This is a genomic window from Longispora fulva (assembly GCF_015751905.1).
GTDB classification, from domain to species: domain Bacteria; phylum Actinomycetota; class Actinomycetes; order Mycobacteriales; family Micromonosporaceae; genus Longispora; species Longispora fulva.
In genome coordinates, this window is record NZ_JADOUF010000001.1 from 3664364 (window position 1) to 3687094 (window position 22731).

19 protein-coding genes are annotated in these 22731 nt (G+C 72.9%); 12 read left to right on the forward strand and 7 right to left on the reverse strand.

Annotation, left to right across the window (positions count from 1 at the left end):
* Positions 1-126 precede the first annotated feature (126 nt).
* From IW245_RS16125 to IW245_RS16140, 4 genes are read left to right on the forward strand one after another with little or no spacing between them, the layout of a single operon-like run.
* A complete protein-coding gene (locus IW245_RS16125) occupies positions 127-2346 on the forward strand; it encodes a HAMP domain-containing protein (RefSeq protein ID WP_197003998.1) in 2220 nt (739 codons plus the stop codon).
* 1 nt (position 2347) lies between these two features.
* A complete protein-coding gene (gene pgsB, locus IW245_RS16130) occupies positions 2348-3577 on the forward strand; it encodes a poly-gamma-glutamate synthase PgsB (protein WP_197003999.1) in 1230 nt (409 codons plus the stop codon).
* A complete protein-coding gene (locus tag IW245_RS16135) occupies positions 3574-4059 on the forward strand; it encodes a poly-gamma-glutamate biosynthesis protein PgsC/CapC (RefSeq protein WP_197004000.1) in 486 nt (161 codons plus the stop codon). Before pgsB ends, IW245_RS16135 begins: the two co-directional genes overlap by 4 nt.
* On the forward strand, positions 4056-5090 hold the full coding sequence (locus tag IW245_RS16140) for a C40 family peptidase (RefSeq protein WP_197004001.1): 1035 nt from the start codon (positions 4056-4058) through the stop codon (positions 5088-5090). The genes IW245_RS16135 and IW245_RS16140 overlap by 4 nt, the downstream gene beginning before the upstream one ends.
* Positions 5091-5103: 13 nt before the next feature.
* On the opposite strand, the gene IW245_RS16145 is transcribed toward IW245_RS16140, so the two are convergent.
* Positions 5104-6000, reverse strand: coding sequence for a hypothetical protein (locus IW245_RS16145; protein WP_197004002.1), 897 nt, complete (start codon positions 5998-6000; stop codon positions 5104-5106).
* On the opposite strand from IW245_RS16145, the gene IW245_RS16150 reads away from it, so the two are divergent.
* Positions 5999-6643, forward strand: a complete 645-nt coding sequence (locus tag IW245_RS16150) for a 2'-5' RNA ligase family protein (protein ID WP_197004003.1) — start codon at positions 5999-6001, stop codon at positions 6641-6643. The genes IW245_RS16145 and IW245_RS16150 overlap by 2 nt on opposite strands.
* A 90-nt stretch (positions 6644-6733) precedes the next feature.
* On the opposite strand, the gene IW245_RS16155 is transcribed toward IW245_RS16150, so the two are convergent.
* The 3 genes from IW245_RS16155 to IW245_RS16165 form a co-directional block, all read right to left on the reverse strand.
* Positions 6734-8179, reverse strand: coding sequence for an MFS transporter (locus IW245_RS16155; protein ID WP_197004004.1), 1446 nt, complete (start codon positions 8177-8179; stop codon positions 6734-6736).
* Between the two features lie 77 nt (positions 8180-8256).
* Entirely contained in the window at positions 8257-8733 is a 477-nt protein-coding gene (locus IW245_RS16160; RefSeq protein ID WP_197004005.1) for a MarR family winged helix-turn-helix transcriptional regulator, read from the reverse strand.
* Between the two features lie 58 nt (positions 8734-8791).
* Positions 8792-9943 (reverse strand): FAD-dependent monooxygenase, encoded by a 1152-nt coding sequence (locus IW245_RS16165; protein ID WP_197004006.1) that lies wholly within the window; start codon positions 9941-9943, stop codon positions 8792-8794.
* Positions 9944-10036: 93 nt separating this feature from the next.
* Here IW245_RS16165 and IW245_RS16170 point away from each other — a divergent pair, with 93 nt between their 5' ends.
* Positions 10037-10489, forward strand: a complete 453-nt coding sequence (locus IW245_RS16170) for a MarR family winged helix-turn-helix transcriptional regulator (protein WP_197004007.1) — start codon at positions 10037-10039, stop codon at positions 10487-10489.
* 3 nt (positions 10490-10492) lie between these two features.
* A complete protein-coding gene (locus tag IW245_RS16175) occupies positions 10493-10927 on the forward strand; it encodes a winged helix DNA-binding protein (protein ID WP_197004008.1) in 435 nt (144 codons plus the stop codon).
* A gap of 19 nt (positions 10928-10946) precedes the next feature.
* Here the strand turns inward: IW245_RS16175 and IW245_RS16180 are convergent, their stop codons facing one another.
* A complete protein-coding gene (locus tag IW245_RS16180; RefSeq protein WP_197004009.1) occupies positions 10947-11093 on the reverse strand; it encodes a hypothetical protein in 147 nt (48 codons plus the stop codon).
* 216 nt (positions 11094-11309) lie between these two features.
* Between IW245_RS16180 and IW245_RS16185 the strand changes: the two genes are divergently transcribed.
* Positions 11310-14048, forward strand: a complete 2739-nt coding sequence (locus tag IW245_RS16185; protein WP_197004010.1) for a helix-turn-helix transcriptional regulator — start codon at positions 11310-11312, stop codon at positions 14046-14048.
* Here the strand turns inward: IW245_RS16185 and IW245_RS16190 are convergent.
* On the reverse strand, positions 13935-14639 hold the full coding sequence (locus IW245_RS16190; RefSeq protein ID WP_197004011.1) for a DUF6328 family protein: 705 nt from the start codon (positions 14637-14639) through the stop codon (positions 13935-13937). The genes IW245_RS16185 and IW245_RS16190 overlap by 114 nt on opposite strands.
* A 133-nt stretch (positions 14640-14772) precedes the next feature.
* On the opposite strand from IW245_RS16190, the gene IW245_RS16195 reads away from it, so the two are divergent.
* The 3 genes from IW245_RS16195 (at position 14773) to IW245_RS16205 (ending at position 19873) form a co-directional block, all read left to right on the forward strand.
* The gene (locus IW245_RS16195) at positions 14773-15270 is read left to right on the forward strand and encodes a hypothetical protein (RefSeq protein ID WP_197004012.1); all 498 of its coding nucleotides are present in this window, start codon (positions 14773-14775) and stop codon (positions 15268-15270) included.
* 177 nt (positions 15271-15447) lie between these two features.
* A complete protein-coding gene (locus IW245_RS16200; RefSeq protein WP_197004013.1) occupies positions 15448-17499 on the forward strand; it encodes an elongation factor G in 2052 nt (683 codons plus the stop codon).
* A gap of 178 nt (positions 17500-17677) precedes the next feature.
* Positions 17678-19873: an RICIN domain-containing protein gene (locus IW245_RS16205; protein WP_197004014.1), complete on the forward strand. Its 2196-nt coding sequence runs from the start codon at positions 17678-17680 to the stop codon at positions 19871-19873.
* 111 nt (positions 19874-19984) lie between these two features.
* Here the strand turns inward: IW245_RS16205 and IW245_RS16210 are convergent, their stop codons facing one another.
* Positions 19985-22096, reverse strand: coding sequence for an MMPL family transporter (locus tag IW245_RS16210; protein WP_231398824.1), 2112 nt, complete (start codon positions 22094-22096; stop codon positions 19985-19987).
* Between the two features lie 128 nt (positions 22097-22224).
* Here IW245_RS16210 and IW245_RS16215 point away from each other — a divergent pair, with 128 nt between their 5' ends.
* Complete coding sequence (locus tag IW245_RS16215) at positions 22225-22728, forward strand: hypothetical protein (RefSeq protein WP_197004015.1); 504 nt, start codon at positions 22225-22227, stop codon at positions 22726-22728.
* Positions 22729-22731: the final 3 nt, after the last annotated feature.

Genomic DNA, 22731 nt, shown 5'->3' on the forward strand with positions numbered 1-22731 from the left:
GACGAAGGCTGATAGGTTCGGAATACGCCATTCCCGCTGACGACCCCGGTCGTCGGCACGGGATGGCGTATTGCAAGCATCCGGTGGAGTTCGCCGCCGATGTCGTTTTCGGGAGGGCGAGACACCGTGCGGCTCCGTTCCAAAAAACGGCTGCGTGCTGCCCCCGAACGACCAGTCCCCGTCGCCGACGTCGTGACCTGGCGGGCCATCGCCCTCGAACAGCAGCTTCCCTCGCCCCGCTTCCCGGCCGGCGTCAACGCCCCCGCGCCCGTGATCTTCTGGGCCCTCACGCTCGTCGCCCTGCTGTGCGTGGGGCTGTTCGCGGCGCACGCCGGCGACCCGACGCCCCGCGCGGTCGTCGACTCCCAGCGCGACCTCGTCGAACGGCTCGCCCGCACCGTCAGTACCAGCGTCGACGCCCAGGCCGATCAGCTGTCGTCGACCGTGCGGACCACGAAGTACGACACCGACCCGGCCCTCGACAAGCTGCTCACCACGGTCACGACCGGTGACCGGGCCTTCTCCGGCGCGGCGGTGGTCAACCCGGCCACCCGCGCGGTGCTGCGGTCGCAGGGCACGGCGGTCCCGGTACCGGAGAAGATCGAGACCGGGCGGCGGACCGTGACCGGCCATCTGGTCAAGGGTCAGCCGCAGATCCTCGTGACCCTGCCCATCGACGGCGACCGGGTCCTGGTCGCCTCGACCCTGCTGCGGGTGCGCTCCGTGCGCCTGAACCCCGACGCCCGGCACGGTGTCCTCGTCGGCGCGGCCCACGAGGCACCCGTCGTCGTGCAGGGCGTCGCCCCGGCGACGCCGCAGGGCGTGATCTGGGCCGGCGAGGGCGTGAAGGCCGCGGCCACCGGCCGGACCTACGGCACCAGCCACACCCTGCCCGGCACCTCCTCCCGCGCCCTCGTCGTGGCCGCCGCCCCGCTCGGCCGGACGGGGCTGGTCGTGACGTCGACCGTGGAGGCGCCCCTGCTGGCGGCCGGACGGCCCTGGGACGGCGTCCCGGGTGGCCTGTCCCTCATCGCCGTCGCGGCGCTCGGCTGGTGGATCACCTACCGGTTCCTTATCCGGCCGGTCCGACGGCTGCGGGCCCAGGCCAAGGCCGAGGCCACCGGCGACACCGCGCCGCGCGCCCGCAACCGGGGACCGCGCGAGGTGGCCCGGATCAGCATGGCCCTCGGCGCGCCGCACAGCCGATCGGCGAAGTCGCTGCGGCGGACCCTGCCCGCCGGGGTCGGCCTCGTCGCGGTCTTCCTGATCACGATGTCGTGGTCCGGGGGCATGATCCTGTGGTACGGCGACGAGTACGTGGCCACGCCCACCCAGATCGTCCGCGACGAGGAGAGCCGGGTGGAGGTCGCGGCGCACACGCTGGCGACCAGTATGGACCGTGGGCTCGACCGGGTCTCCCGGGTCGTCGCTGATCACCCGTCACTCAAGGCCGACGACGTCCGCCCGGCGCTGCGGTCCATGGTCAGCCGGGACAACCGGTTCCGGGGCGCGTACCTGGTCGACGCGCACGGCAAGGTCCTCGCCTCCGCCGGCCGCAGGTCGCTGCGGACCCCCGACCCGCTGCCCGGCGAGGTCGGCATCGCCCTGCAGCACGGCACCGGCCGGCTGCCCGTCGTGTTCGCCTACAAGGCCGGCCAGCACGGGACGGCCGTCATGGCCGAGTTCGACGTCGGCTACCTGACCGGCATCCTCAGCCAGATCGACGGCCGGGTCCGGGTCGTCGACTCCCAGATGCGCACCATCTTCGACACCGACGGCCACCTGGCGTTCGCGGAGCTGACCGGGGCCGACGAGCGGGCGGCGGCGGCACGGGCGCTGGCCGGCGCCACCAACAGCGACACCGTGACGGAGGGCTGGCCCAAGGCCGCCAGCCGCCGGCTGGTCACAGCCGCCGGCATGGTCGAGCCGACCACCGTGACCCAGCTGGAATGGGCCGTGCTCGCCGACCGGTCGGTGTCCGAGTTGTCCCTGCCGGCGGCGATGCGGTTCCGGGCAGCGGTGCTCGTCGCCGGGGTCGCGGCGGCGCTGGCCCTGTTCGGGCTCGGCTGGCAGTGGCTGGTGGTGCTGCGACCGCTGCGCGCCCTGGCGGTGGAGGCCGACCAGGTGTCCGCCGGCACCCTGGAGGACCCGGTGTCGCTGCGCCGGCACGACGAGATCGGCGCGATCGGCGCGTGCCTGGAGATCTGCCGACAGGTCGACATGTACGGGGCGGCCCGGTTCGGCGGCGCGCTGCGGCTGCGGCGCGGCGAGGACGACTTCACGGCCGTCTTCCCCGTCATCCCCGGACCCCGCGACCGCCGGTCCTCGCTCACCGGAAGGCGCTGACATGGTCTACCTGTACGTGGTCCTGCTCTGCGCGTGCCTGGTGCTGCTCGTCGCCGGCATCGTCGAGCAGCGCAACCACGGGCGCAGCCTGCACCTGATCCCGAACCGGGTGCTCGTCAACGGCATCCGGGGCAAGAGTTCCATCACCCGGCTGTGCGCGGGCGCGCTGCGCGGCGGCGGGCAGGTGGTGGTGGCCAAGACGACGGGTACCGCGGCCCGGTTCATCTTCCCCGACGCCACCGAGGAGCCGGTGTACCGCAAGTTCGGGATCGCCAACGTGGTGGAGCAGATCGGCATCGTGCGCCGGGCCGCCGCGTACCACCCGGACACGCTCGTGATGGAGTGCATGGCCGTGATGCCGGCCCTGCAGGAGATCAACCAGTCGAAGTTGATCCAGTCCACGATCGGCGTGCTGTGCAACGTGCGGGAGGACCACCTCGCCGAGATGGGGCCGACGCTCGACGACGTGGCCCGGTCGCTGAGCCGGTCCATGCCGCACGGCGGGATCTGCGTCACGGCCGAACAGGACCGGCTGCACATCCTCCAGAAGGAGGCGGACCGCCGCGACTGCCAGCTGATCGCCGTCGACCCGGAGACCGTCGCCGACGCCGAGATGGCCGGGTTCGGCTGGATCACCTTCAAGGAGAACGTCGCCATCGCGCTCAAGGTCGCCGAGCTGCTCGGCGTGCCCCGCCGGGCGGCGCTGGACGGGATGTGGGACGCACCGCCGGACCCGGGCGTGCTCAGCGTGCACCGCTACGTCGCCGAGGGCAAGCGGATCCGGTTCGCCAACGTGTTCGCCGCCAACGACCCCGCCTCGACGCTGATGAACGTCCGCCAGCTCCAGGACCAGAACCTGATCGGCACCCCGCTGTACGTGGTGATCAACTGCCGGCCGGACCGGGTGGAGCGCAACGGCCAGATGGGTTCGATCGTCGCCGACATGGACCCGGCCGGCGTGATCCTGATCGGCGAGCCGACCCGCAGCGCGCAGAGCAAGGTGCCCGACGCCTGGCAGGACCGGGTCGCCGACCTCGGCGGGCGCAACGACCCGGCCACCCTGCGCCGCCGGATGGTCGACGTCCTCGTCGACGGCGCGTCCATCGTGGCCATCGGCAACATCCACGGCCAGGGCGAGGTGCTGCTGCACGAGCTGGCGGCGCTGCCGCACTGGAACCCCGAACGGGCGGCCGCGCTCGACGGTACCCCGGAAGGTCTGACGGTCTCATGAACTTCGGCGGCGAGCTCAGCTCCCAGTTGGCGACGGCGTGCCTCGGCATCGGCCTCGTGTTCGCGCTGGTGTGCTACCTGACCACCAACCTGTCCCCCGGCGGCATGATCACCCCGGGTTGGATCGCCCTCGCCCTGGTCGAGGACTACCGGCAGGCCTGCGTCGTCTTCGTCATGACCGGGGTGACCTGGGGGCTGACGAAGATCCTGCAACGCGTCGTCATCCTGTACGGCAAGCGGCTGTTCGCCGCGATCGTGCTGCTCAGCGTCGTCCTGCAGCTCACGGTGTTCATGATCGTGCAGCAGGACCTGCCGCTGCTGTTCTCCCACCAGACCCTCGGCTTCGTCGCGCCCGGCCTGATCGCCTACCAGCTCGTCCGCCAGCCGCCGCGCGCCACGCTGCTGGCCACGGGCGTCGTGACCGCCGGCACGTACGTCCTGACGGTCAGCGGGATCCTCGCCGGACTGGTGCCGGTCACGTGAGCCGGGTACCCGTCCGACTCGTCGCGCTCGCCGCCGGGGCGCTCGCCGTCCTGGCGACCGGCGTGTTCCTCGTAGTCCGTTCCGACGGCGCCGCCCCCGTCCCGACCGAGGTCGCGTCGGGGGCCCCGTCGGCGACCGCGCGGGCCACGGCCGCCCTCCAGTTCCGCCGATTACAGGACCCGCCCCGCACCGAAGTCCTCGGCGGCGACGGGAGCACGGTCGCCGTGTTCACCGACACCAGCAGGACCGTCCGGCTGACCGGCCCGGAACGGGTCTTCGCCGAGCCGAAGTACACCCCGGCGACCGTACGGACCGACCAGTGGATCCGGCTCGCCCCGCACCCGTGGTCCGCCGGCCAGGAGACCCAGCCGTGGTTCGCCCCATGGCTGAAGTCCGCCACCGCCGACCGCACCCCCGACGTGCTCGGCGTGGCCATGGAATACGGCTACGGCGCGCAACCGCTGACCGACCCGACCGGCCAGCAGATCGCCGGCGACGCCGCATTCGGCCCCCTGTCGGACGCCGACCCCGACGGCCGCGCCGAGAACTCCGACTTCTACGACTACCTCGGCGTGCCGTGGTCGTTCCCCGACGGGAAGAAGGAGCAGCCCGACCCCGAACGGATCCACAGCCTCGACTGCTCCGGCTTCATCCGGATGGTCTACGGGTACCGGCTCGGCCTCCCGCTCCGCGGCACGAACACCCCGGGCGAGGGGGCTCTCCCCCGGCGCGCGTACGCGATGGCGGAGTTCGGCCCCGGCCAGATCGTGATCCCCAACTCCGGCACCCAGGCCCGGGACTTCGACAAACTCCAGCCCGGAGACCTGCTGTTCTTCCACACCGCGTCCGCGGAGGGCGCCTCCATCGAACACATGGGCATCTACCTCGGCATCGACGACGCCGGGCACCAGCGGTTCATCTCCAGCCGGACGAAGGCCAACGGGCCGACGCTGGGCGACGCCGGTGGGGAGTCGATCCTCGACGGGACCGGGTACTGGGCGGTGCGGTTCCGGACGGCACGCCGGGTCTGACCGCGCGCCGGGGTCACATCGCGTGCGCGAGGGCCTCGACGATCCTCGCCCGGGAGTCGGCGTCGCCGCGGTTGGAGTTGCTGATCTCCACGTGCACGAACACCTGCCCCAACTGGGCGGCGGCCCTGCCCTGCACGTTGTTGTTGCCCTCCAGCTTGCCGCACTGACGCTCCCAGGCCCGGCACACGTCGAACCCGGCGGTGGTCAACGCGTCGCTCACGGCTCTGGCCTGGGCCAGCACGCCCGCCGCGCCAACGGACACGACGACGTCCCAGTCCGGCAGGCTCTCGTCGGCGAAACCGTGCAGCTGGACCTGCGGCAACCCGCGCCCGGCGAGCGCGGTGGTCAGCGCGTGGAACAGGGACCGGTCGTTGTGCGCCACGTCGGCCAGCCCGCCCGCCGCGTTGCGGTGCGCCCCCGCGACCAGCAGAACAGCCCCCGGCCTGGCCCGGAACTCCGCCATCCCGATCACGTCGGTGTTGAGGTCGAACCCGGTGTGCGGCACCTCCACCACCAGGCTGACCGGCACCGACCGGTCCACGAGGATCGCCCCCCACGACCGCTCGGTGCCCCGCTCGCCGAGCAGCAGCAGGTACGGCCGCGACGTCACCGGATCCGTGCCGGTGACCGTACGGAAGCCCAGCCCGGCGAACGCCGACTCGTACCCGGCCGGGGTGGCCGGGGCGTCGAGGAGCCGGAGCACGGCGTCCTTGGCGATCTGGGCCTCGCTGCCGGACGGGTCACGGTACAGCTGGCCGGCGTCGACCTTGCGGGTCATGTCGCGGACCATCACCGCCGGGTCGGGCACGGTGCTCTCGGTGGGCGGGCGGCGGTTCGGGTCGGAGGTGCAGCCCGACAGCGCGAGCGCCCCGGCCAGTGCGACAGCGGCGGCCCAGCGTCGTCGGCTCATGACCGAAGGCTACCCGGCGCGCACCCGCCCCGACCGCACAGGCCGCGGACCGCGAATCGACCGACCGGCGACGGGCCTCGGCGGGTGGTGGGCCGGGGCGGGCGGGCACAATGGCGTCAACGAGTGCGGAGGTGCCATGGACGGCCAGCCCAGAACGGCCCTGGTGGCCCCGGTCCCGGCCGCCGACCGGATCCTCGCGGCCGTCGCCGTCGACCACCCGGCCGCCGTGCGCACCGGCCTGCCGGCGCACGTCACCCTGCTGTACCCGTTCGTGCCCGCCATCGACCTCGAGGACCACGGGCTGTCATGGCTGCGGGAGTTCGCCGCCGCCCAGCCGCCGGTCGAGCTGGAGTTCACCGAGGTCCACCACACCGCGGACTTCGTCTACCTGCCGGCGGCCCCACTCGGCCCGCTGGTGCGCGCGGCCCGGGACCGGTGGCCGGCGCTGGCCCCGTACGCCGGCCGGTTCGGGGCGGACCCGGAGCCGCACGTGACCGTGGGGATGCGCCATCCGGCGGCCGCGGAGATCGCGGAGATCGTCGCCGGGCTGTTGCCGGTGCGGCAGGTGGTGGACGAGTTGTGGGTGGGCGTGCGCGACCAGGGCTGGACGATCACCGGCACGTTCGCCCTGACCGGCGACTGACCTCGCAGGTCAGCCGGGACGGGAGGTGGGCGTCCCGACCGGGACGCCCACCTCGACAGACCAGACCATTTTCCGGGTACCGGGACCGGGTCAGCCCACGAGCACCGGCTCGGCGACCCGCTCTGTGCCGACCGGCACCACGGCGGGCCGGAGCAGGAGGGCCGCGAGGACCGTGGCGACGGCCACGACGCCCACCCCGATCCCGAACGCCAGGTGGTAGCCCCCGGTCAACGCCGCCGGCGCGCTCTCCCCCGCGGCGAGCAGCCCGTCCGTCCGGGACGTGGCCAGGGTGAGCAGCACCGCGAGCCCGAACGCCCCGCCGACCTGTTGGGTGGTGTTGACCAGACCGGACGCGATCCCGGAGTCCTCCGGCCGGGCCCCGGACATCGCGAGCGTGGCCACCGCCGGCAGTGCCAGGCCGACGCCGAGTCCGAGGAGCAGCATCGACGGGAGCAGGTCGGTGACGAACGAGCCGTGTACCGGCAGCCGGGCCAGCAGCGCGAAGCCCACCCCGATCAGCGGCAGCCCGGTCAGGGTCACGGCGCGCGGGCCGAACCGGGTGATCAGGCGGGCCGACAGCCCGAGGGCGACGACGCCGATCGCGGCGGTGATGGGCAGGAACGACACCCCGGTCATGAGGGAGCTGTAGCCGAGGACCTGTTGGACGTACAGGGCGACGGGGATCTGGAAGCCGAACATGGCCGCGACCATCAGGGCCTGCACGACGTTGCCGGCGGACACCTGGCGGGAGCGGAGGACGCGCAGCGGCAGGAGCGGGGTGCGTGCCCGGGCCTGGCGGAGGACGAAGCCGGCGAGCAGCGCGGCGGACAGCGTGCCGAGGGCTGCCGTTGCGGGGGTGGACCGCTCGGCGGATCCGACGATGGTGTAGATCGCGAGCATCAGGCCGGAGGTGACCAGGGCCGCGCCGAGGATGTCCGCGCCGGCGGCGAGACCGGTGCCCCGGTCGCGGGCGACGAGGCGCGCGGCGAACAGGGTGCCGATGCCGATCGGGAGGTTGACGAGGAAGATCCAGTGCCAGGTGAGGGTCTGGGTGAGGACGCCGCCGCCCAGTACCCCGATGGAGGCGCCGGCCGCGCCCACGAAGCTGTAGAAGCCGATGGCCCGGGCGGTCTCCTTCGGCGTGCTGAACATGGTGACCACCATGCCGAGGATGACGGCGGAGGTCATCGCCCCGCCGACGCCCTGGACGAACCGGGCGGCGATCAGGAGTTCGCGGCTGTCGGCGAGGCCGCAGAGCAGGGACGCCGCGGTGAACACCGCGAGGCCGAGGACGAACATCCGGCGGCGGCCGATCAGGTCGCCGAGCCGGCCGGCGAGGAGCAGCAGGCCGCCGAAGGGGATCAGGTAGGCGTTGACGACCCAGCCGAGGCCCGACTGGGTGAAGCCCAGGTCGCGTTGGATGGCCGGCAGTGCGACGTTCACGATGGTCGCGTCAAGAATGATCATGAGCTGGCCGACGCAGAGGACGAGAACGGCGAGCCAGCGGGCACGGTGGGACGGGACGATCTGTGACATGGGGGTCGCCTCCTGGACGAAGAAGTCTCAGGAGTGACCGTAGCAGATAGTTTCGTTGTAGACGATCTGTTCAGAGATTATTTTTGGGTACGCCGGGCCCGGCGCACCACGGTCGCGGACTCCGCCGGCCGGGCCAGATGCCCCTCGACCAGCCGGGTCAGCGCGGCCACGAACGCCTCGCGCTCCCCCGCCGGCAGCGCGTCGAGCACGGCCTGGTGCACGCCCGACGACACCAGCCGGCCCCGCTCCACGACGACCCGACCCGCCTCGGTCACGTGCACGATCCGCGCTCGGCGGTCGGTCGCCGACGGCCGGCGCTCGGCGAGCCCCGCGCCCTCCAGGGCGTCGAGAGTGACGACCATCGTGGTCTTGTCGAGGTCGGAGAGCTCCGCGAGCTGGTTCTGGGTCAGCTCGGCGCGGGTCGCGTGGTTGAGCACGCAGTAGCCGCGCGGTGAGACGCCCAGCTCCTCGAAGGCCGCCGTCATCTGGGTGGACAGCACGTGCCCGGCGTGGGACAGCAGGAAGCTGACATCGGTGACGGTCGGTGCGCTCATGGCTCGAGGATAGCAAGAACGGTCCGCTACGGGATTATCCCGCAGCGGACCTATCGGCTCAGTAGTCCTTCAGGACGAGCGCGTTGACGACCTCGCCGAAGTCCTGGAAGTCGACGGCCTCCCCCGACATCCGGGCCTCCACCCGGGCCTTGTTGGTGAGGGCGAGCCGCTGGTTGGCGGCGACGTACCCGCGCAGTTCCTTCTCGTAGTTCTCGAAGGCCGCCGTGTGGTCGCCGGCGGCCCGCAGCTCGCCGGCGAGGACGTACGCGCCGACCATCGCCATGCTCGTGCCCTGGCCGGACAGCGGGGAGCCGCAGTATCCGGCGTCGCCGAGCAGGACCACCCGGCCGCGCGACCAGCTGTCCATCCGGATCTGGCTCATCGAGTCGAAGTGGAAGTCGGGCGCGTCCCACATGTACGTCAGCGCCCGGGGGAACTCCCAACCTGCGTCGGCGTAGTGGTCGGCGAGCAGCCGCTTCTGGGCCCCGACGTCGCGGTGGTCGTAGTCGAGCGGCTCAGCGGACTCGAAGCCGACGAACACCCGGGCCTCGGCGTTGTCGCGGGCGCTCATGATGCCGCCGCCGTACCGGCCAGCTTGGCAGAACACCTGCCAGTGGTCGAGGTCGAGGAAGTTGGGCGCCGTGAACACCGCCAGGTACGTGCCCAGGTGGTGGATGTGGTCGACCTCCGGCCCGAACGCGAGCCGCCGGACGGTGGAGTGCAGCCCGTCCGCGCCGACGACCAGGTCGAACGTGCGCGGCGGGGTCTTCTCGAACGTGACGTGCACGCCCGCGCCGTCCTCGTCGAGGGCGGCGATCGAGTCGTCGAACAGGTACTCGACCTCCTCCCCCGCCGCGTCGCACAGCAGTCGGGCCAGGTCGTCGCGCATGATCTCGACGTCCGGGCTGGCCAGCTCGCCGCCGGTCAGGGTGCGCTCCTCGCTGCGGTAGATCTCGTTGCCGTCGCCGTCGACCATGGTCATGCCGCGCATGGCGGTGCTGTGCGCGCGCAGGTCGGCCAGCAGGCCCATCCGCTCGGCCACCTCCAGAGCCGGGCCGCGCACGTCGATGGCCTGGCCGCCGGGGCGCAGGGCCGGGGCGCGCTCGACGATCGTGACGGAGAAGCCGTACCGGGTCAGCCAGTACGCGAGTGCCGGGCCGCCGACGCTGGCACCGGAGATCAGGACCGAGGTGTTCCGCGAGTTCGTCATGGGGAGAGGTTGTCCGCGGCGACTGACCGGCCACTGACCGTGTGCTGACGGTCATACTAGCTATGTACTTAATATCTATGTACCATATCTGGTATGAGCGACACGGAGGGGCCCACGCCCGGTTTCCTGGTCTGGCGGCTGTCCATGCGGTGGCGGGCGGCCGTCGACCGGGCGCTGGCACCGCTGGGCCTGACCCACGCGCAGTACTCGCTGCTGGGGTCATTGCACGGCATGCACGCCGCCGGCCAGCGGCCCAGCCAGCGCCAGCTCGCCGACCACACCGGCCTCGAACCGCTCTACGTGTCCAAGCTCGCCCGGACCCTCGAGGCCGCAGGTCTCGTGGCCCGGACCCCCGACCCGGTCGACACCCGCGCGGTGCGGCTGGCGCTGACCGCCACCGGCGTGCGCGTCACCGGCGAGGCGGTCACCGTCGTCCGCGACGTCTTCGACCAGCTCCTGGCACCCCTGGGCGGCCTCGACGGCGCCCGCACCCGGGCCTTCGCCCGCGAACTGTCCACCCTGCTCGACGTACCCGTCAAGGAGTGAGCCATGTCCGTCACCCACACCCTCAACGGCCAGGTCATCGGCCGGACCGCCCTGGCCGTCTTCGCCGTCCGCGACCGGCTGCTCGGCCGGGCCGGGATCACCTTCCACCAGGCGACCGCGCTGTTCGCCGTCGCCACGGCCGGCGGGTCCACCGACCGCGCCGGGCTCCTCGCGCAGCTGACCGGCAGCCTGCAGATCGACGGGCCGACGGCGGAGACCGTCCTCGCCGAGCTGGCCGACGCCGGCCTGGTCGAACTCTCGGAGTCCCTGGTCACGAACACCGCGGCCGGCGGCACGCTCAACGCCGCGGTCCGGGCCGAACTCGACGAGCTCACCGAGAGCCTGTACGGGGACCTGCCCGCCGAGGAACGCGCCACCGCCGGGCGACTGCTGGCCACCGTCACCGCCCGCGCGAACGCCGTCCTCGCGGCGGCCTGACGGTGGCCGTCCACAGCGTCTAGTCGTAGGGCATGAAGTCGTCGGTCTGGGCCGTGCCGTCCGCCACCACCACCACCGGGTGGTCGGTGACGGCCACGGCCGTGGCGGCGGTCGCCGCGATACCCAGGGCCACCAGAACAGCGGCACACAGTCGCCTGATCCTCATCGTCCACCTCTGTGGTCGTCGCGCGGGGAGTTGGACAAACACTCACAGAGGACGAAGAACGGCAGATACCACTTCATGAATGGCGGACGGACGCCCGACGGCGGTTCCCCGCACGCGTGCCGAACTCCGCGCGGCCGGCGGGCGACGCGTACCCGAAAAGGGGGTTGCCCGTGGGTTTCCTTGTCCGGCCCCGGACCGCCTTGTAGCGTCTGATCTATGCCGAATGCCCCTGACCTGGTGCTGGGCCGCGATCCGGAGCTGTCCCGCCTGTCAGGCTGGGTGGATGACGTCGTGGCCGGACGCGGCCGGGCGGCCCTCGTGGAGGGAGAGCTGGGGATCGGCAAGTCCACCCTGGTCCGCGCCGCCGGCCGCGCCGCCGCCGACCGGGGCTGCCAGGTGTTCTGGGGCGCCGGCGACGAACTCGGCCAGGCACTGCCCCTGCTGCCGCTCCTGGAGGCGTTGCGGGTCCGCGAGTCCGACGACCCGCGCCGGGTGGCGATCGTGCGCACGCTGCGCGGGGAGTTCACCCACACCGGGCCGGTCTCCGCCGCGGCGGAGCAGCTCGTGGCCCTCGTCGACGAGCTGTGCGCCACGCCCGCCGTGCTGGTCATCGACGACCTGCAGTGGGCCGACGACACCAGCCTCGCGGTGTGGGAACGCCTCGCCCGCGCCGTCCGACAGCTCCCCCTGCTCCTGATCGGGGTGCTGCGGGCCGGCCCCCGGTCCGGACGGCTCGCCGCGCTCCGGCGCGCCGTCGGGCCCGGGTCGACCCTGCGGCTCGGCCGGCTCACCGAACCGTCGATCGTGGACCTGGTCAGCGCCCTCGCCGGCGGGCGGCCCGGCGGCGGGCTGCTCGGGCTGGCCGCCGGGGCCGCCGGCAATCCGTTGTATCTCACGGAGCTCGTCGGGGCGTTGGCGCGGGGCGGCGGGCTCGCCGTCGACGCGGCCGGGGACGTCGAGTCCACCGGCCAGCCTCCGACCTCGCTGTCCGCGGCGATCGCCGACCGGCTCGGTTTCCTGCCAGAACCCGTGCGACAGGTACTGCGGGCAGCCGCCCTCCTCGGCGGCGACTTCACCGTCCCCGACCTCGCCGTCGTGTCCGGCCGGCCGGTCGCGGAGCTGGCCGGCACCCTGGCCGAGGCCCGCGCCGCCGGGGTGCTCACCGGTTCCCTGGCTTTCCGGCACCCCCTGATCCGCACCGCCCTGTACGACGAACTGCCGGCCCCGGTCCGCGCCGCCTGGCACCTCGACGCCGGCCGCGCGCTCGCCGACGCCGGCGCGTCCGTGGACCGGGTGGCCCGCCAGGTGCTGCCCGCCGTGGCCGGCACCCCCGACACCGAACCCGTCGACCCGTGGGTGGTGCGCTGGCTGCACTCCGCCGCCGCGGCGCTGGTCGGCCAGGCCCCGCAGGTCGCCGTGGAGCTGCTGCGCCGCGCGGTCCCCGGCCGGTCCGACGGGGTGCTCGCCAGCCGGCTCGCCGACGCCCTCTACCGGGTCGGCGACCCGGCCGCGGCCGAGAAGGTCGCCAGCCGCGCCCTCCTCCTCGCCTCGGACCCCGACGTCGTCGTGGACCTGCACTGGACCCTCACCCAGTGCCGGACGCTGACCGGCACGTCGTCGGACTTCCTGCCCGAGGCACTCGCCGCTGCGGAGCCCGGCTCCCGGCATCGGGCCCGGCTGCTCGTCCTCACCGCCCGCACGCACTGGGGCACCGGGCACGTCGACACCGCCGCCCGGGTCGCCGCCGAGGCCCTCGACCTCGGCACGGCGGTCGGCGACCGGTGGGCGACCAGCTGGGCGCTGCACGTCCTGACCATCGTGGCCATGACCCGCGGCGCGGTCGCCGACGCGTTGCCCCTGTTCGAACGGGCCCTCGCCGAGGCCGACGCCGAACCGGGGCTCACGGACCTGCGGCTGCTGCTGCAGATCAACCAGGCCGGCGCGTTCGGGGAACTCGACCGGCAGGCCGAGGCCCTGGCCGCCGTGCAGCAGGTCGGCCAGCTCGCCGACCGGACCGGCAACGTCGTCCGGCTCGCCCAGGCGCACAGCGCCCTCGGACAGCTGTCCCTGGACGCCGGCCGGTGGGACGACGCGCTCGCCGAGGTCGACGTGCTGCCCGCCGAGCTGAAGGACCCGGCCGTCGCGTGCTGCGACCACGGGGTGGCGGCCGTGATCGGCTTCCACCGGTCCCAACCGGAACTGGCCCGCGGCCACCTCGCGGCGGCCGGGCCGTACGCCGACCGGATCGGCGACCGGCTCGTCGGACCGCTCGCCCTGGCCCGCAGCCTCGACCACGAGCTGGCCGGCGAACCGGCGGCGGCCCTCGCCGTCCTGGGCGAGGCGCGCGACCTGCTCCCCGAGGCAGTCCGGCTCGCCGTGGCCCTCGGCGACCGGGACCGCGCCGGCGAACTGACCCTGCTCGCCGAGCGGTTGGCCTGCGACCAGCCCGTGCCGCACCGGCTGGCCGTGGCGCTGCACTGCCGGGGTCAGCTCGACGGCGACCCGGCGGCCCTGCTGCTCGCCGCCGACCGGTACCAGGACTCCGGGCGGGCCCTGCCCCGGGCGGTGGCGCTGGAGGCCGGCGCGGCGGCGTTCGCGGAACACGGGGACAAGACGTCTGCCCGGGCGGCGTACGCGCGGGCGTTCGACGCGTACACCGCACTCGGCGCGACCTGGGACCTCGCCCGGCTCGGGGCCCGGCTGCGCACGCACGGCATCCGCCGGGGGCCGCAGGGCAGCCACCGGCGGACGTACACGGGCTGGGACAGCCTCACCCCGACCGAGGTGAGGATCGCCGCGCTGGTCGTGGAGGGGCTGTCCAACCCGCAGATCGGGGCCCGGCTATTCCTGTCGCCACGGACGGTCGGCACCCATGTCTCGCACATCCTGGCGAAGCTCGGGGTGCACTCGCGGATCGACATCGCCCGGGAGTCCGGGCTGCGGGCGTCCAGCTGAACCGGGCTCGCGGCCGTGTCGGGCGCGGCTCCACAGCGGGACGGCGTACCACCACAGGCAGAACCAGGCCAGGGTGCCGGCGGTGATCCACGCGGCCGGGCCGGTGCCGAGGACCACGTCGAGGATCAGCAGCATCGAGGCACTCAGCGACAGCATCAGCAGCGCCAGTCCGAACTGGACGAACAGCGCGCACGCCCGGACCAGCTGCTCCTTGAGCCGGCGCTGGAAGAGCAGCCGGTGGAACGGGGCCGGGGCGATCAGGAGGGCGGTGGCCGCCGCGCCGAGGATCAGGCTCGCGACGTACAGGGAACGCTCGAAGTCCGTCAGCGCGCCGAACCTCGGCGTGAACGCCAGGGCCAGCAGGAACGCCAGCAGCAGTTGCACCCCGGTCTGCGCGACCCTGACCTCCTGGAGGATCTCGCTGTAGTTGCGGTCCAGCCGCTGGGTGGGCGTCTCGCCCCGGGCCCGGAGGTTCCACTGGTCGTGCTGCTCGGACTGCGGCCCGGCCGGGAGCTCTGACGGGTGCCCCGTCAGATGGTCGGACGGGTCCTCGCGGCGGGGTGCCGGATGGTGGGTCAGCCAGTGGTTCACGGTGCGCTCCCGGGGTGCTCGACGCGGCGATCTTTCCGTTCCCAGAATCCCGGGTGTCCGGAAGGGAAACATCCGTTGACTGACGGATGTTGAACGCCCGACAGGGTGGCCGCCTATCCGACACACTGGGGACGTGACCAGGTGGCGGAGACCCCATCCCCCGGATCCGGGCACCGTCGCCGCCACGACGGCCGCCGGCGTCTTCGGGTGCTGCGCCGTCCTCCTCACCTGGAGCGTCGTCACCGGCCAGGGTCCGTCCGACTGGGCCTCGGCCACCGTCCCGATCGTCATGACGGGTTCCGTCGCCGTCCTGGTCTGGCGGGCACAGCGCCTCGGCGTGTTCTACGGCGACCGGGGCCTGAAGGTCTGCCACCTGTGGCGGACCCGGGTGCTGCCATGGCCGGCGGTCGCCTCCGTCGTCAGCCGGCGCGGGGAGACCGTCGGGGTCGGCGAGGGGCCGGCGATCTGGGTCGTGCCGTGCACCGGCGAGGAGATCGAGACCCCGTTGTACCGGCGGCGCGGCTCCTGGTTCGGCCAGCGCTCCACCACGGGCAAGCACCTGTCGCCGGAGGCGTACGACCGGGCGGTCCGGGTGCTCCGGCAGGCCATCGCCGCGCACCGGGCGGGCTGAGCGCGGGCTCCCGGGCCCCCGCCCAGGTCACTCGACCCGAGGACAATTCGGTTGCCCGGCGGGCCGGCGCCTGTTGTACTCCGGGAATACCGACCGCCGATCCGAGGAGCAGACCCGTGCGCCGATCCATGCCCATCCAGAAGGTCATCACCGCCTATCTCGAGGACATGGAACTAGTTGCGGACACTGAACCTGGGAATTCTGGCGCATGTCGACGCCGGTAAGACGAGCCTGACCGAACGGCTGCTGCACGCGGCCGGCGTCATCGACGAGATCGGCAGCGTCGACGACGGCAACACCCAGACCGACTCCCTCGCGCTGGAGCGCCAGCGCGGCATCACCATCAAGTCGGCCGTCGTGTCGTTCGTCGTCGACGGCGTCACAGTCAACCTGATCGACACCCCCGGGCACCCGGACTTCATCGCCGAGGTGGAACGGGTGCTCAGCGTGCTCGACGGCGCCGTGCTCGTCGTGTCGGCCGTCGAGGGGGTGCAGGCCCAGACCATCGTGCTGATGCGGGCCCTGCGCCGGCTGCGGATCCCCACCCTGATCTTCGTGAACAAGATCGACCGGGGCGGCGCACGCTACGCGGAGACACTCGCGGCGTTGGCCGCCCGGCTGTCCCCGACCACGGTCGCGATGGGCACCGCCAGCGGGCTGGGCGCCCCGGGCGCGCGGTGGGCCCCGTTCACCGACCGGGACCCGGAGTTCACCGCCCGGCTCACCGACGTGCTCGCCGACCACGACGACGCGCTGCTGGCCGCGTACGTGGCCGATCCGGCGACGGTGTCCTACCGTCGGCTGCGCTCGGGGCTCGCCGCGCGCACCGGGGAGTCGCTCGCGCACCCGGTGTACTTCGGGTCGGCGGTCACCGGCGAGGGGGTGGACTCCCTGGTCGCCGGGATCACGGAGCTGCTGCCCACGGCGGACGGCGACGCCGACGGGCCGGTGTCGGGCACGGTGTTCAAGGTGGAGCGCGGGCCGGCCGGCGAGAAGGTCGCGTACGTGCGGATGTTCTCCGGTACGGTCCGGGTCCGCGACCGGGTGCGCTACGGCGCGGCGGGCGGGGCCGACACGCCGGGCCGGACCGGGGCCGCCGGCGAGGCCGAAGCGCTCGGCCAGGTCGGGGCCGCCGGGGCGGTAGGTCCGGCCCCCGGCCGCGAGGGGAAGGTCACCGCGGTCGCCGTGTTCGACCGGGGGCCGGCCGTGCGGAGCGGGTCCGTGGTCGCGGGGCAGATCGGCACCCTGTGCGGGCTGGGGGACGTGCGGATCGGGGACGCGGTCGGCGTACCCCCGAATGGCTCTCCGGGGTGGCACTTCGCGCCGCCGACGCTGGAGACCGTCGTCGTCGCGGTCCGGCCGGCCGACCGGCGCGCGCTGCACGTCGCGCTCACCCAGCTCGCCGAGCAGGACCCGCTGATCAACCTGCGCCAGGACGAGGCGCGCCAGGAGATCTCCGTATCGCTGTACGGCGAGGTGCAGAAGGAGGTCATCGGGGCCACCCTGGCCGCGGAGCACGGCATCGACGTCACGTTCCGGGAGACCACGACGATCTGCGTCGAACGCCCCGTGGGCACGGGCGCCGCCTTCGAGATCATCCGCACGGCGCCGAACCCGTTCCTCGCCACGGTCGGCCTGCGGATCGAGCCGGCATCCGTGGGCAGCGGGGTCGAGCTGCGGCGGGACGTCGAGTTGGGCTCGATGCCGTACGCGTTCTTCGCGGCCGTCGAGGCGACCGTGCGCGAGACCCTCGAGCAGGGCCTGCGGGGCTGGCGGGTCACCGACTGCGTCGTCACCGTGACCCACTCGGGCTACTGCTCCATCACGAGCACCGCCGGGGACTTCCGCAACCTGACCCCGCTGGTCCTGATGGCGGCCCTGCGCCGGGCCGGCACCGCGGTGTTCGAGCCGGCCCACCGCTTCCGGCTCGACCTGCCGGCGGACACCCTCGGCCCGGTGCTGCCCGTCCTGGGCCGGCTCGGCGCCGTGCCGTCCGCGCCGGTCGTCCAGGGGTCCTCGTGCGTCCTGGAGGGCACGATCCCGGCGGCGCGGGTGCACGAACTCGAGCGGCGGCTGCCCGGGCTGACCCGGGGCGAGGGGGTGCTGGAGTACGCCTTCGACCGCTACCGGCCGGTCGGCGCCCCGGTGCCGGAGCGGCCGAGGACGGACCACAATCCGCTGCGCCGCGAGGAGTACCTGCTGCACGTGGTCCGCCGGGTCGGCCGGTGAATCGACCGCCGGCACCGCACCTGCGCTGTTTGTCCGAATCTCAAACGGCCGCCTGGCGAAGTTTTTGCAAACATTATGTTGACAGTTGTCGTTACTGGCGAGAAGCTGAGCCTGTTCGAGCATGAAACAACAAGAACAAACACCCGCAGTACCCGTCCCGTTCCGAGGAGGAACCCCGATGAGACAGCCCCGACTCGCCGCCGCAGGCGCGGCAGCGGCTCTAGTGATCGCGGGCGCGCTGGCGTCCACGACGGCCTCGGCCGCCGCACCGGCGGGCACCTTCACGGTCTCGGTCGACTCGACGGGTTCCTGGACCCACCCCACGGACACCCCGGCCAACGTCTACATCGACAAGGACGGCACGTTCTACTACCAGCAGTCCGCGGCGCTCTACGGCGCGACCGAGGGCCGGCACTGGGACTTCTACTCCGGCACGAACCTGGAGACGGCCACCAAGAACTCCACGATCAGCGGCTACGTGAACCCGAACAACGCCAACGACAAGAACGGCGACACCACCTGGCGGTGCAACAACAGCCCCACCGGCGTGGAGGCGACGGATCCGCCGGCGGGCTCCGGCTACTCGCAGAAGAACTTCTGCGACCTGTCGAGCGTGTGGGTGGACCCTGACACCGGCGACTGGTACGGCCTGGTGCACAACGAGTTCACCCCGGAGCCGTTCGGCTCGGCCGGGTTCTCGCACTACGACTCCATCGACGTCGCGGTGTCGACCAACCAGGGCAAGGTGTGGTCGATCACGGGCCACGCGATCACCTCGCCGTACAGCACCCAGCGCGGCGACGCGGCGGCGTTCCCGAACTCCACCTGGTACTACGGCGACGGCGACCAGCGGCTGTTCGTGGACCCGGCCTCCGGCTACTTCTACGTCTACTACGGCTCGCGGGTCAACCCGAAGGCCGGCGCGGGCGGCAGCGTGGGCGGCCTGGCACACGTGGCCCGGGCCCCGATCTCGTCGAAGATGGCGACCGGCTCGTGGCAGAAGTGGTACAACGGCGCCTGGACCGAGGCCGGCATCGGGGGCAGGGAAAGCAACATGGTCCCGGCGACCACGGCCCAGCCGAGCGGGTACACCCCCGTCGCCGACGACTACGACCCGGCCAACACCGGCAACGTCGACGCGCAGATCGCGGCCGGCCAACTGCCCGCCAAGGCTGACCTGTTCGTCATGAACATCACCTACGACGCCTACCTCGGCCTGTACATCGGCGAACCCGAGGTCGTCTCCGGGGTGCAGTCGCAGCGGTTCTACGCCACCGACGACCTGAGCACCCAGAAGTGGTACCTGCTCGGCGACACCGGCAGCTACAAGTCCGCCTCCTGGTACCGGTGGTTCCTGGACGGGGCGAACACGACCAGCTCCACGATCGTCGGCAAGTCGTTCCGGTCGTACTGCTCCTTCGGGTGCTCCAACGACACCAGCGGCGAGTACACCAACGTCACCATCACCTCGACCGTCGCGGCTCCGTCCCCGGTGGACACCACCCGGTCCTACACGATCGGCAACGGCGACAACCGGCTCCTCGCCCAGGTGTCCGGCGGCTCCGCGACCACGTCGGTGGCCTCCGGGACCGGCTCGAACCTGGAGAAGTGGAACTTCACCAGCAACAACGACGGCTCGTTCCGGATCACGAACGCCTCGACCGGACAGGCGCTCGGCGTCGACTCGGGCGTGACGACCACCCGCGCATGGGGCGCCAAGCCCACCGTCACCTCGGCCGTCACGGTCGGCCAGCAGTGGTTCGTCGTGAAGATCGCCGGCACGTCGACGTTCCGGATCGTCAACCGGTACAGCGGCCTGGTCCTGGGCATGTCCTCGGACACCGCCCGACTCGCGGAGACCTCACCGCAGCGGTCCTGGACCGCGCCGGCGACCACCGTCGGCGCGTCGCGCACGGCGGCTGAGCAGACCCTGACCCTGACCGCGTCCGGCACGGCGCCCGGGAACCTGAACGGCATACACACCCTGGTGACCGGGGGCAGGGCGCTGGACGACCCGGGGCACTCCACCGCCACCGGTACCCAGATGGTCACGTGGACGGCCAACGGCGGCCCGAACCAGAACTGGACCTTCACCCAGCAGACCGACGGCTCCTACCAGCTGGTCAACGGCGAGTCCAACCTGTGCCTGGACGTCAACGGCGGCTCGTCCGCCGCCGGAGCGACGATCATCCAGTGGACGTGCACCGGCGGCACGAACCAGCACTGGGTGGTGGCGGCCCTGTCCGGCGGCGGCTACACCCTCGCCTCGAAGAGCAGCGGACTGCTGCTGACCACGGCGTCCACCGCGAACGGCGCGCTGGTCACCCAGCAGGCGGACACCAACTCCGCACTGCAGCACTGGACGATCAGCTGACGGCGGGGCACTGACAGCGGTCGCCGGCACGCCCCGTCCGGGTGTGCCGGCGACCGCTCCGTCACGGCCATCGCCGCGCACAGAGCCGGGGACGGCGGCCCGGGGACGCGGCTAACCGGCCAGGGCACCGCGCCGCGCCGCGTCCTCCGCCAACCCCTCCGGGCGGGACAGCGGATGCGGCCACCACACGTGCCGGCCCACGTCCAGAGTCAGGGCCGTGACCAGCACCGACCGGACCACGATCGTGTCGAGCAGGACCCCGAACGCCACCGCGAACCCGATCTCGGCGAACGCGGTCAGCGGCAGCGTCGCCAGTACGGCGAACGTACCGGCGAGCACCAGCCCCGCCGAGGTGATCACCGCCCCGGTGGCCGCGAGCCCGACCAGCGCGCCGCGCCGGGTGCCGACCCGGGTGGCCTCCTCGCGGACCCGGGTCATCAGGAAGATGTTGTAGTCGATGCCCAGCGCGACCAGGAACACGAACACGAACAACGGGAACGAGGTGTCCGCCCCGCCGAACCCGAACAGGTGCCGGAACACCAACGCGCTGACCCCCATAGCCGCCCCGAAAGACAGCACCACGGTCGCGATCAGCAGCAGCGGCGCGACCACGGCGCGCAGCAGCAGGGCGAGGATGACGAAGACGACGGCGAGCACGATCGGGATGATCAGGTCGCGGTCGTGCCGGGCGGCGCGCTGCAGGTCCAGGTTGATCGCCGAGTTGCCGCCGACGAGGGCCCGCGCGCCGGGCACGGCGTGCACCCGGTCGCGGACCCGGTCCACGGTGTCGAACGCCGCCTGGCTGTCGGGCGGATCGACGAGCGTGCCGACGAGGTACGCCGTGTCGCCCCGGACCTCCGGCGGCGGCACGTCCCCGCCGACCAGCCCCGGGGTGCCGGCCAGCGCCGCCCGGACGGCCGCGGCCTGACCGGCGGCGCTGACCACGACGACCGGGCTGCCGGCCCCGGCGGCGAAGTGCCGGGCGAGGATCCGCTCGCCGGTCACGGAGTCCGGCGTACCCCGGAAGGCCTCGGCGTTGGTCAGGCCGGTGGCGTCGAGCTGAACGACGCCGAGGGCCATCGCGGCGAGCGCGGCGGTGGTGACCGCCCAGACCAGGCGCGGATGCCGGGCGATGCCCCGCCCGATCCGGGACCACAGGCCCGTGGTGGTGGGGTCGGTGGCGTCCACGTGCGGCCGGGCCGGCCAGAAGATCCACCGGCCGAACGTGACCAGCAGCGCCGGCAGCAGGGTGAGCATCACGCCCAGGCCGACGGCGATCCCGATCGCGGCCACCGGGCCGAGGCCCTTGGTGGCGTTGGTCCGGGCGAGGACCAGGCAGAGCATGCCGACCACGACCGTGGCGGCGCTGGCGACGATCGCCGGGGCCGCCCGGTGCAGGGCGACCGCCATCGCGCGGTGCCGGTCGGCGTGCCGGTGCAGTTCCTCCCGGTACCGGGCGACCAGGAGCAGCGCGTAGTCCGTGCCCGCGCCGAAGACGAGCACGGTGAGAATGCCGGCGCTCTGCGCGTTGACGGTGAGTCCCGCGTGCCGGGCGAGCAGGTAGATCACCATCTGGGCGCAGGTCAGGGCCACGGCGGCGGACACCACCGGCAGCAGCCAGAGAACCGGGCTGCGGTAGGTGAGCAGCAGGATCGCGACCACGACGCCGACCGTGCCGAACAGCAGAGTGCTGTCGATGCCCTCGAATGCCTTGCTCGAGTCGGCCGCGACGCCGCCCGGGCCGGTGACGTGCGCGGACAGCCCGTCGGCCCCGGCGTCCGCCGTGCGCTTGAGGTCGGCGACGACGTCCCCGGCGCGGGCCCAGCCGTCCGCGCCGAGGTTCAGCGGGACGATGGTCTGCGCCGCCCTGCCGTCGGCGGACGGCACGGGCCCGGTGACCGCGCCGTCGAGGTCGCCGAGCGCGCTGAAGACCCGCGCGTCGGCGGTGGCCTTCGCCAGGTCGGCCGGGGTGAGCCCGGTGCCGCGTTCGTACACGACGACGGCCGGGATGGTGTTGGGGGAGGCGAACGCCGCCTGGGCCTCGAGGACCCTGGTCGACTCGGCGGCGGCCGGCAGCCAGGACTTCGACTCGTTCTGCTCGACCCCGGTGAGCTTGCCGGCGAGGGGACCGGCGACGGCGAGGACCGCCAACCAGAACACGATCACCAGATACTTGGACCTGCGGCCGGTGACGATCGCCATCCGGCCGGGTTCTGCGGCCATGACCGCCCCCAGATGCGCTCGCGCTTGCCGCTGACCTGGCCCATTGTCCTCCGGCCGGGAGCCGGTCGTCGCGGCGATGCCCGAAATATGTGTGCCGTGCCGTCGGGCCACGGGGCAGGATGGTGGGCATGACGATGCCGGGCCGCTCCGAGGTCCTCGCCCTGTTGCGCCAGTTCGACGACCCGGACCTGCTGGAGCACCCGGCCGGATTCGACTACCGGGCCGAGCAGGACAGGTTTCGGGCACTGGCGTCCAGCCTGGGACGCCGTCTCGACTGCGTGTGTGACGTCGACGCCGGTATGAACGTGCAGGACGCCAGCTACCTGGGCCAACTCGTCGTCCCCGCCGCCGCGACCGTCGGCGGGACGGCGATCTTCGTCCGGGTCAGCAACTTCGGCGGACTCGCCCTGTTCGGCGCCGAACGCCCGGGGATCTACGACGACGAGGAGACGCTGATCCTGATCGGCGAGCGGGATCTGCGCGCGGTGCTCGAGGCGCTCGCCGAGTTCGGCTACGTGCCCCTGTTGGAGGACGTCCTGGCCCGGGAGTACGACGGCACGAGCGACGCGCTCCGCGAGGCGTACACCAGATATCCGGCCAGCTGGTTCATCAGGTACTTCGACTATCTGTGACCG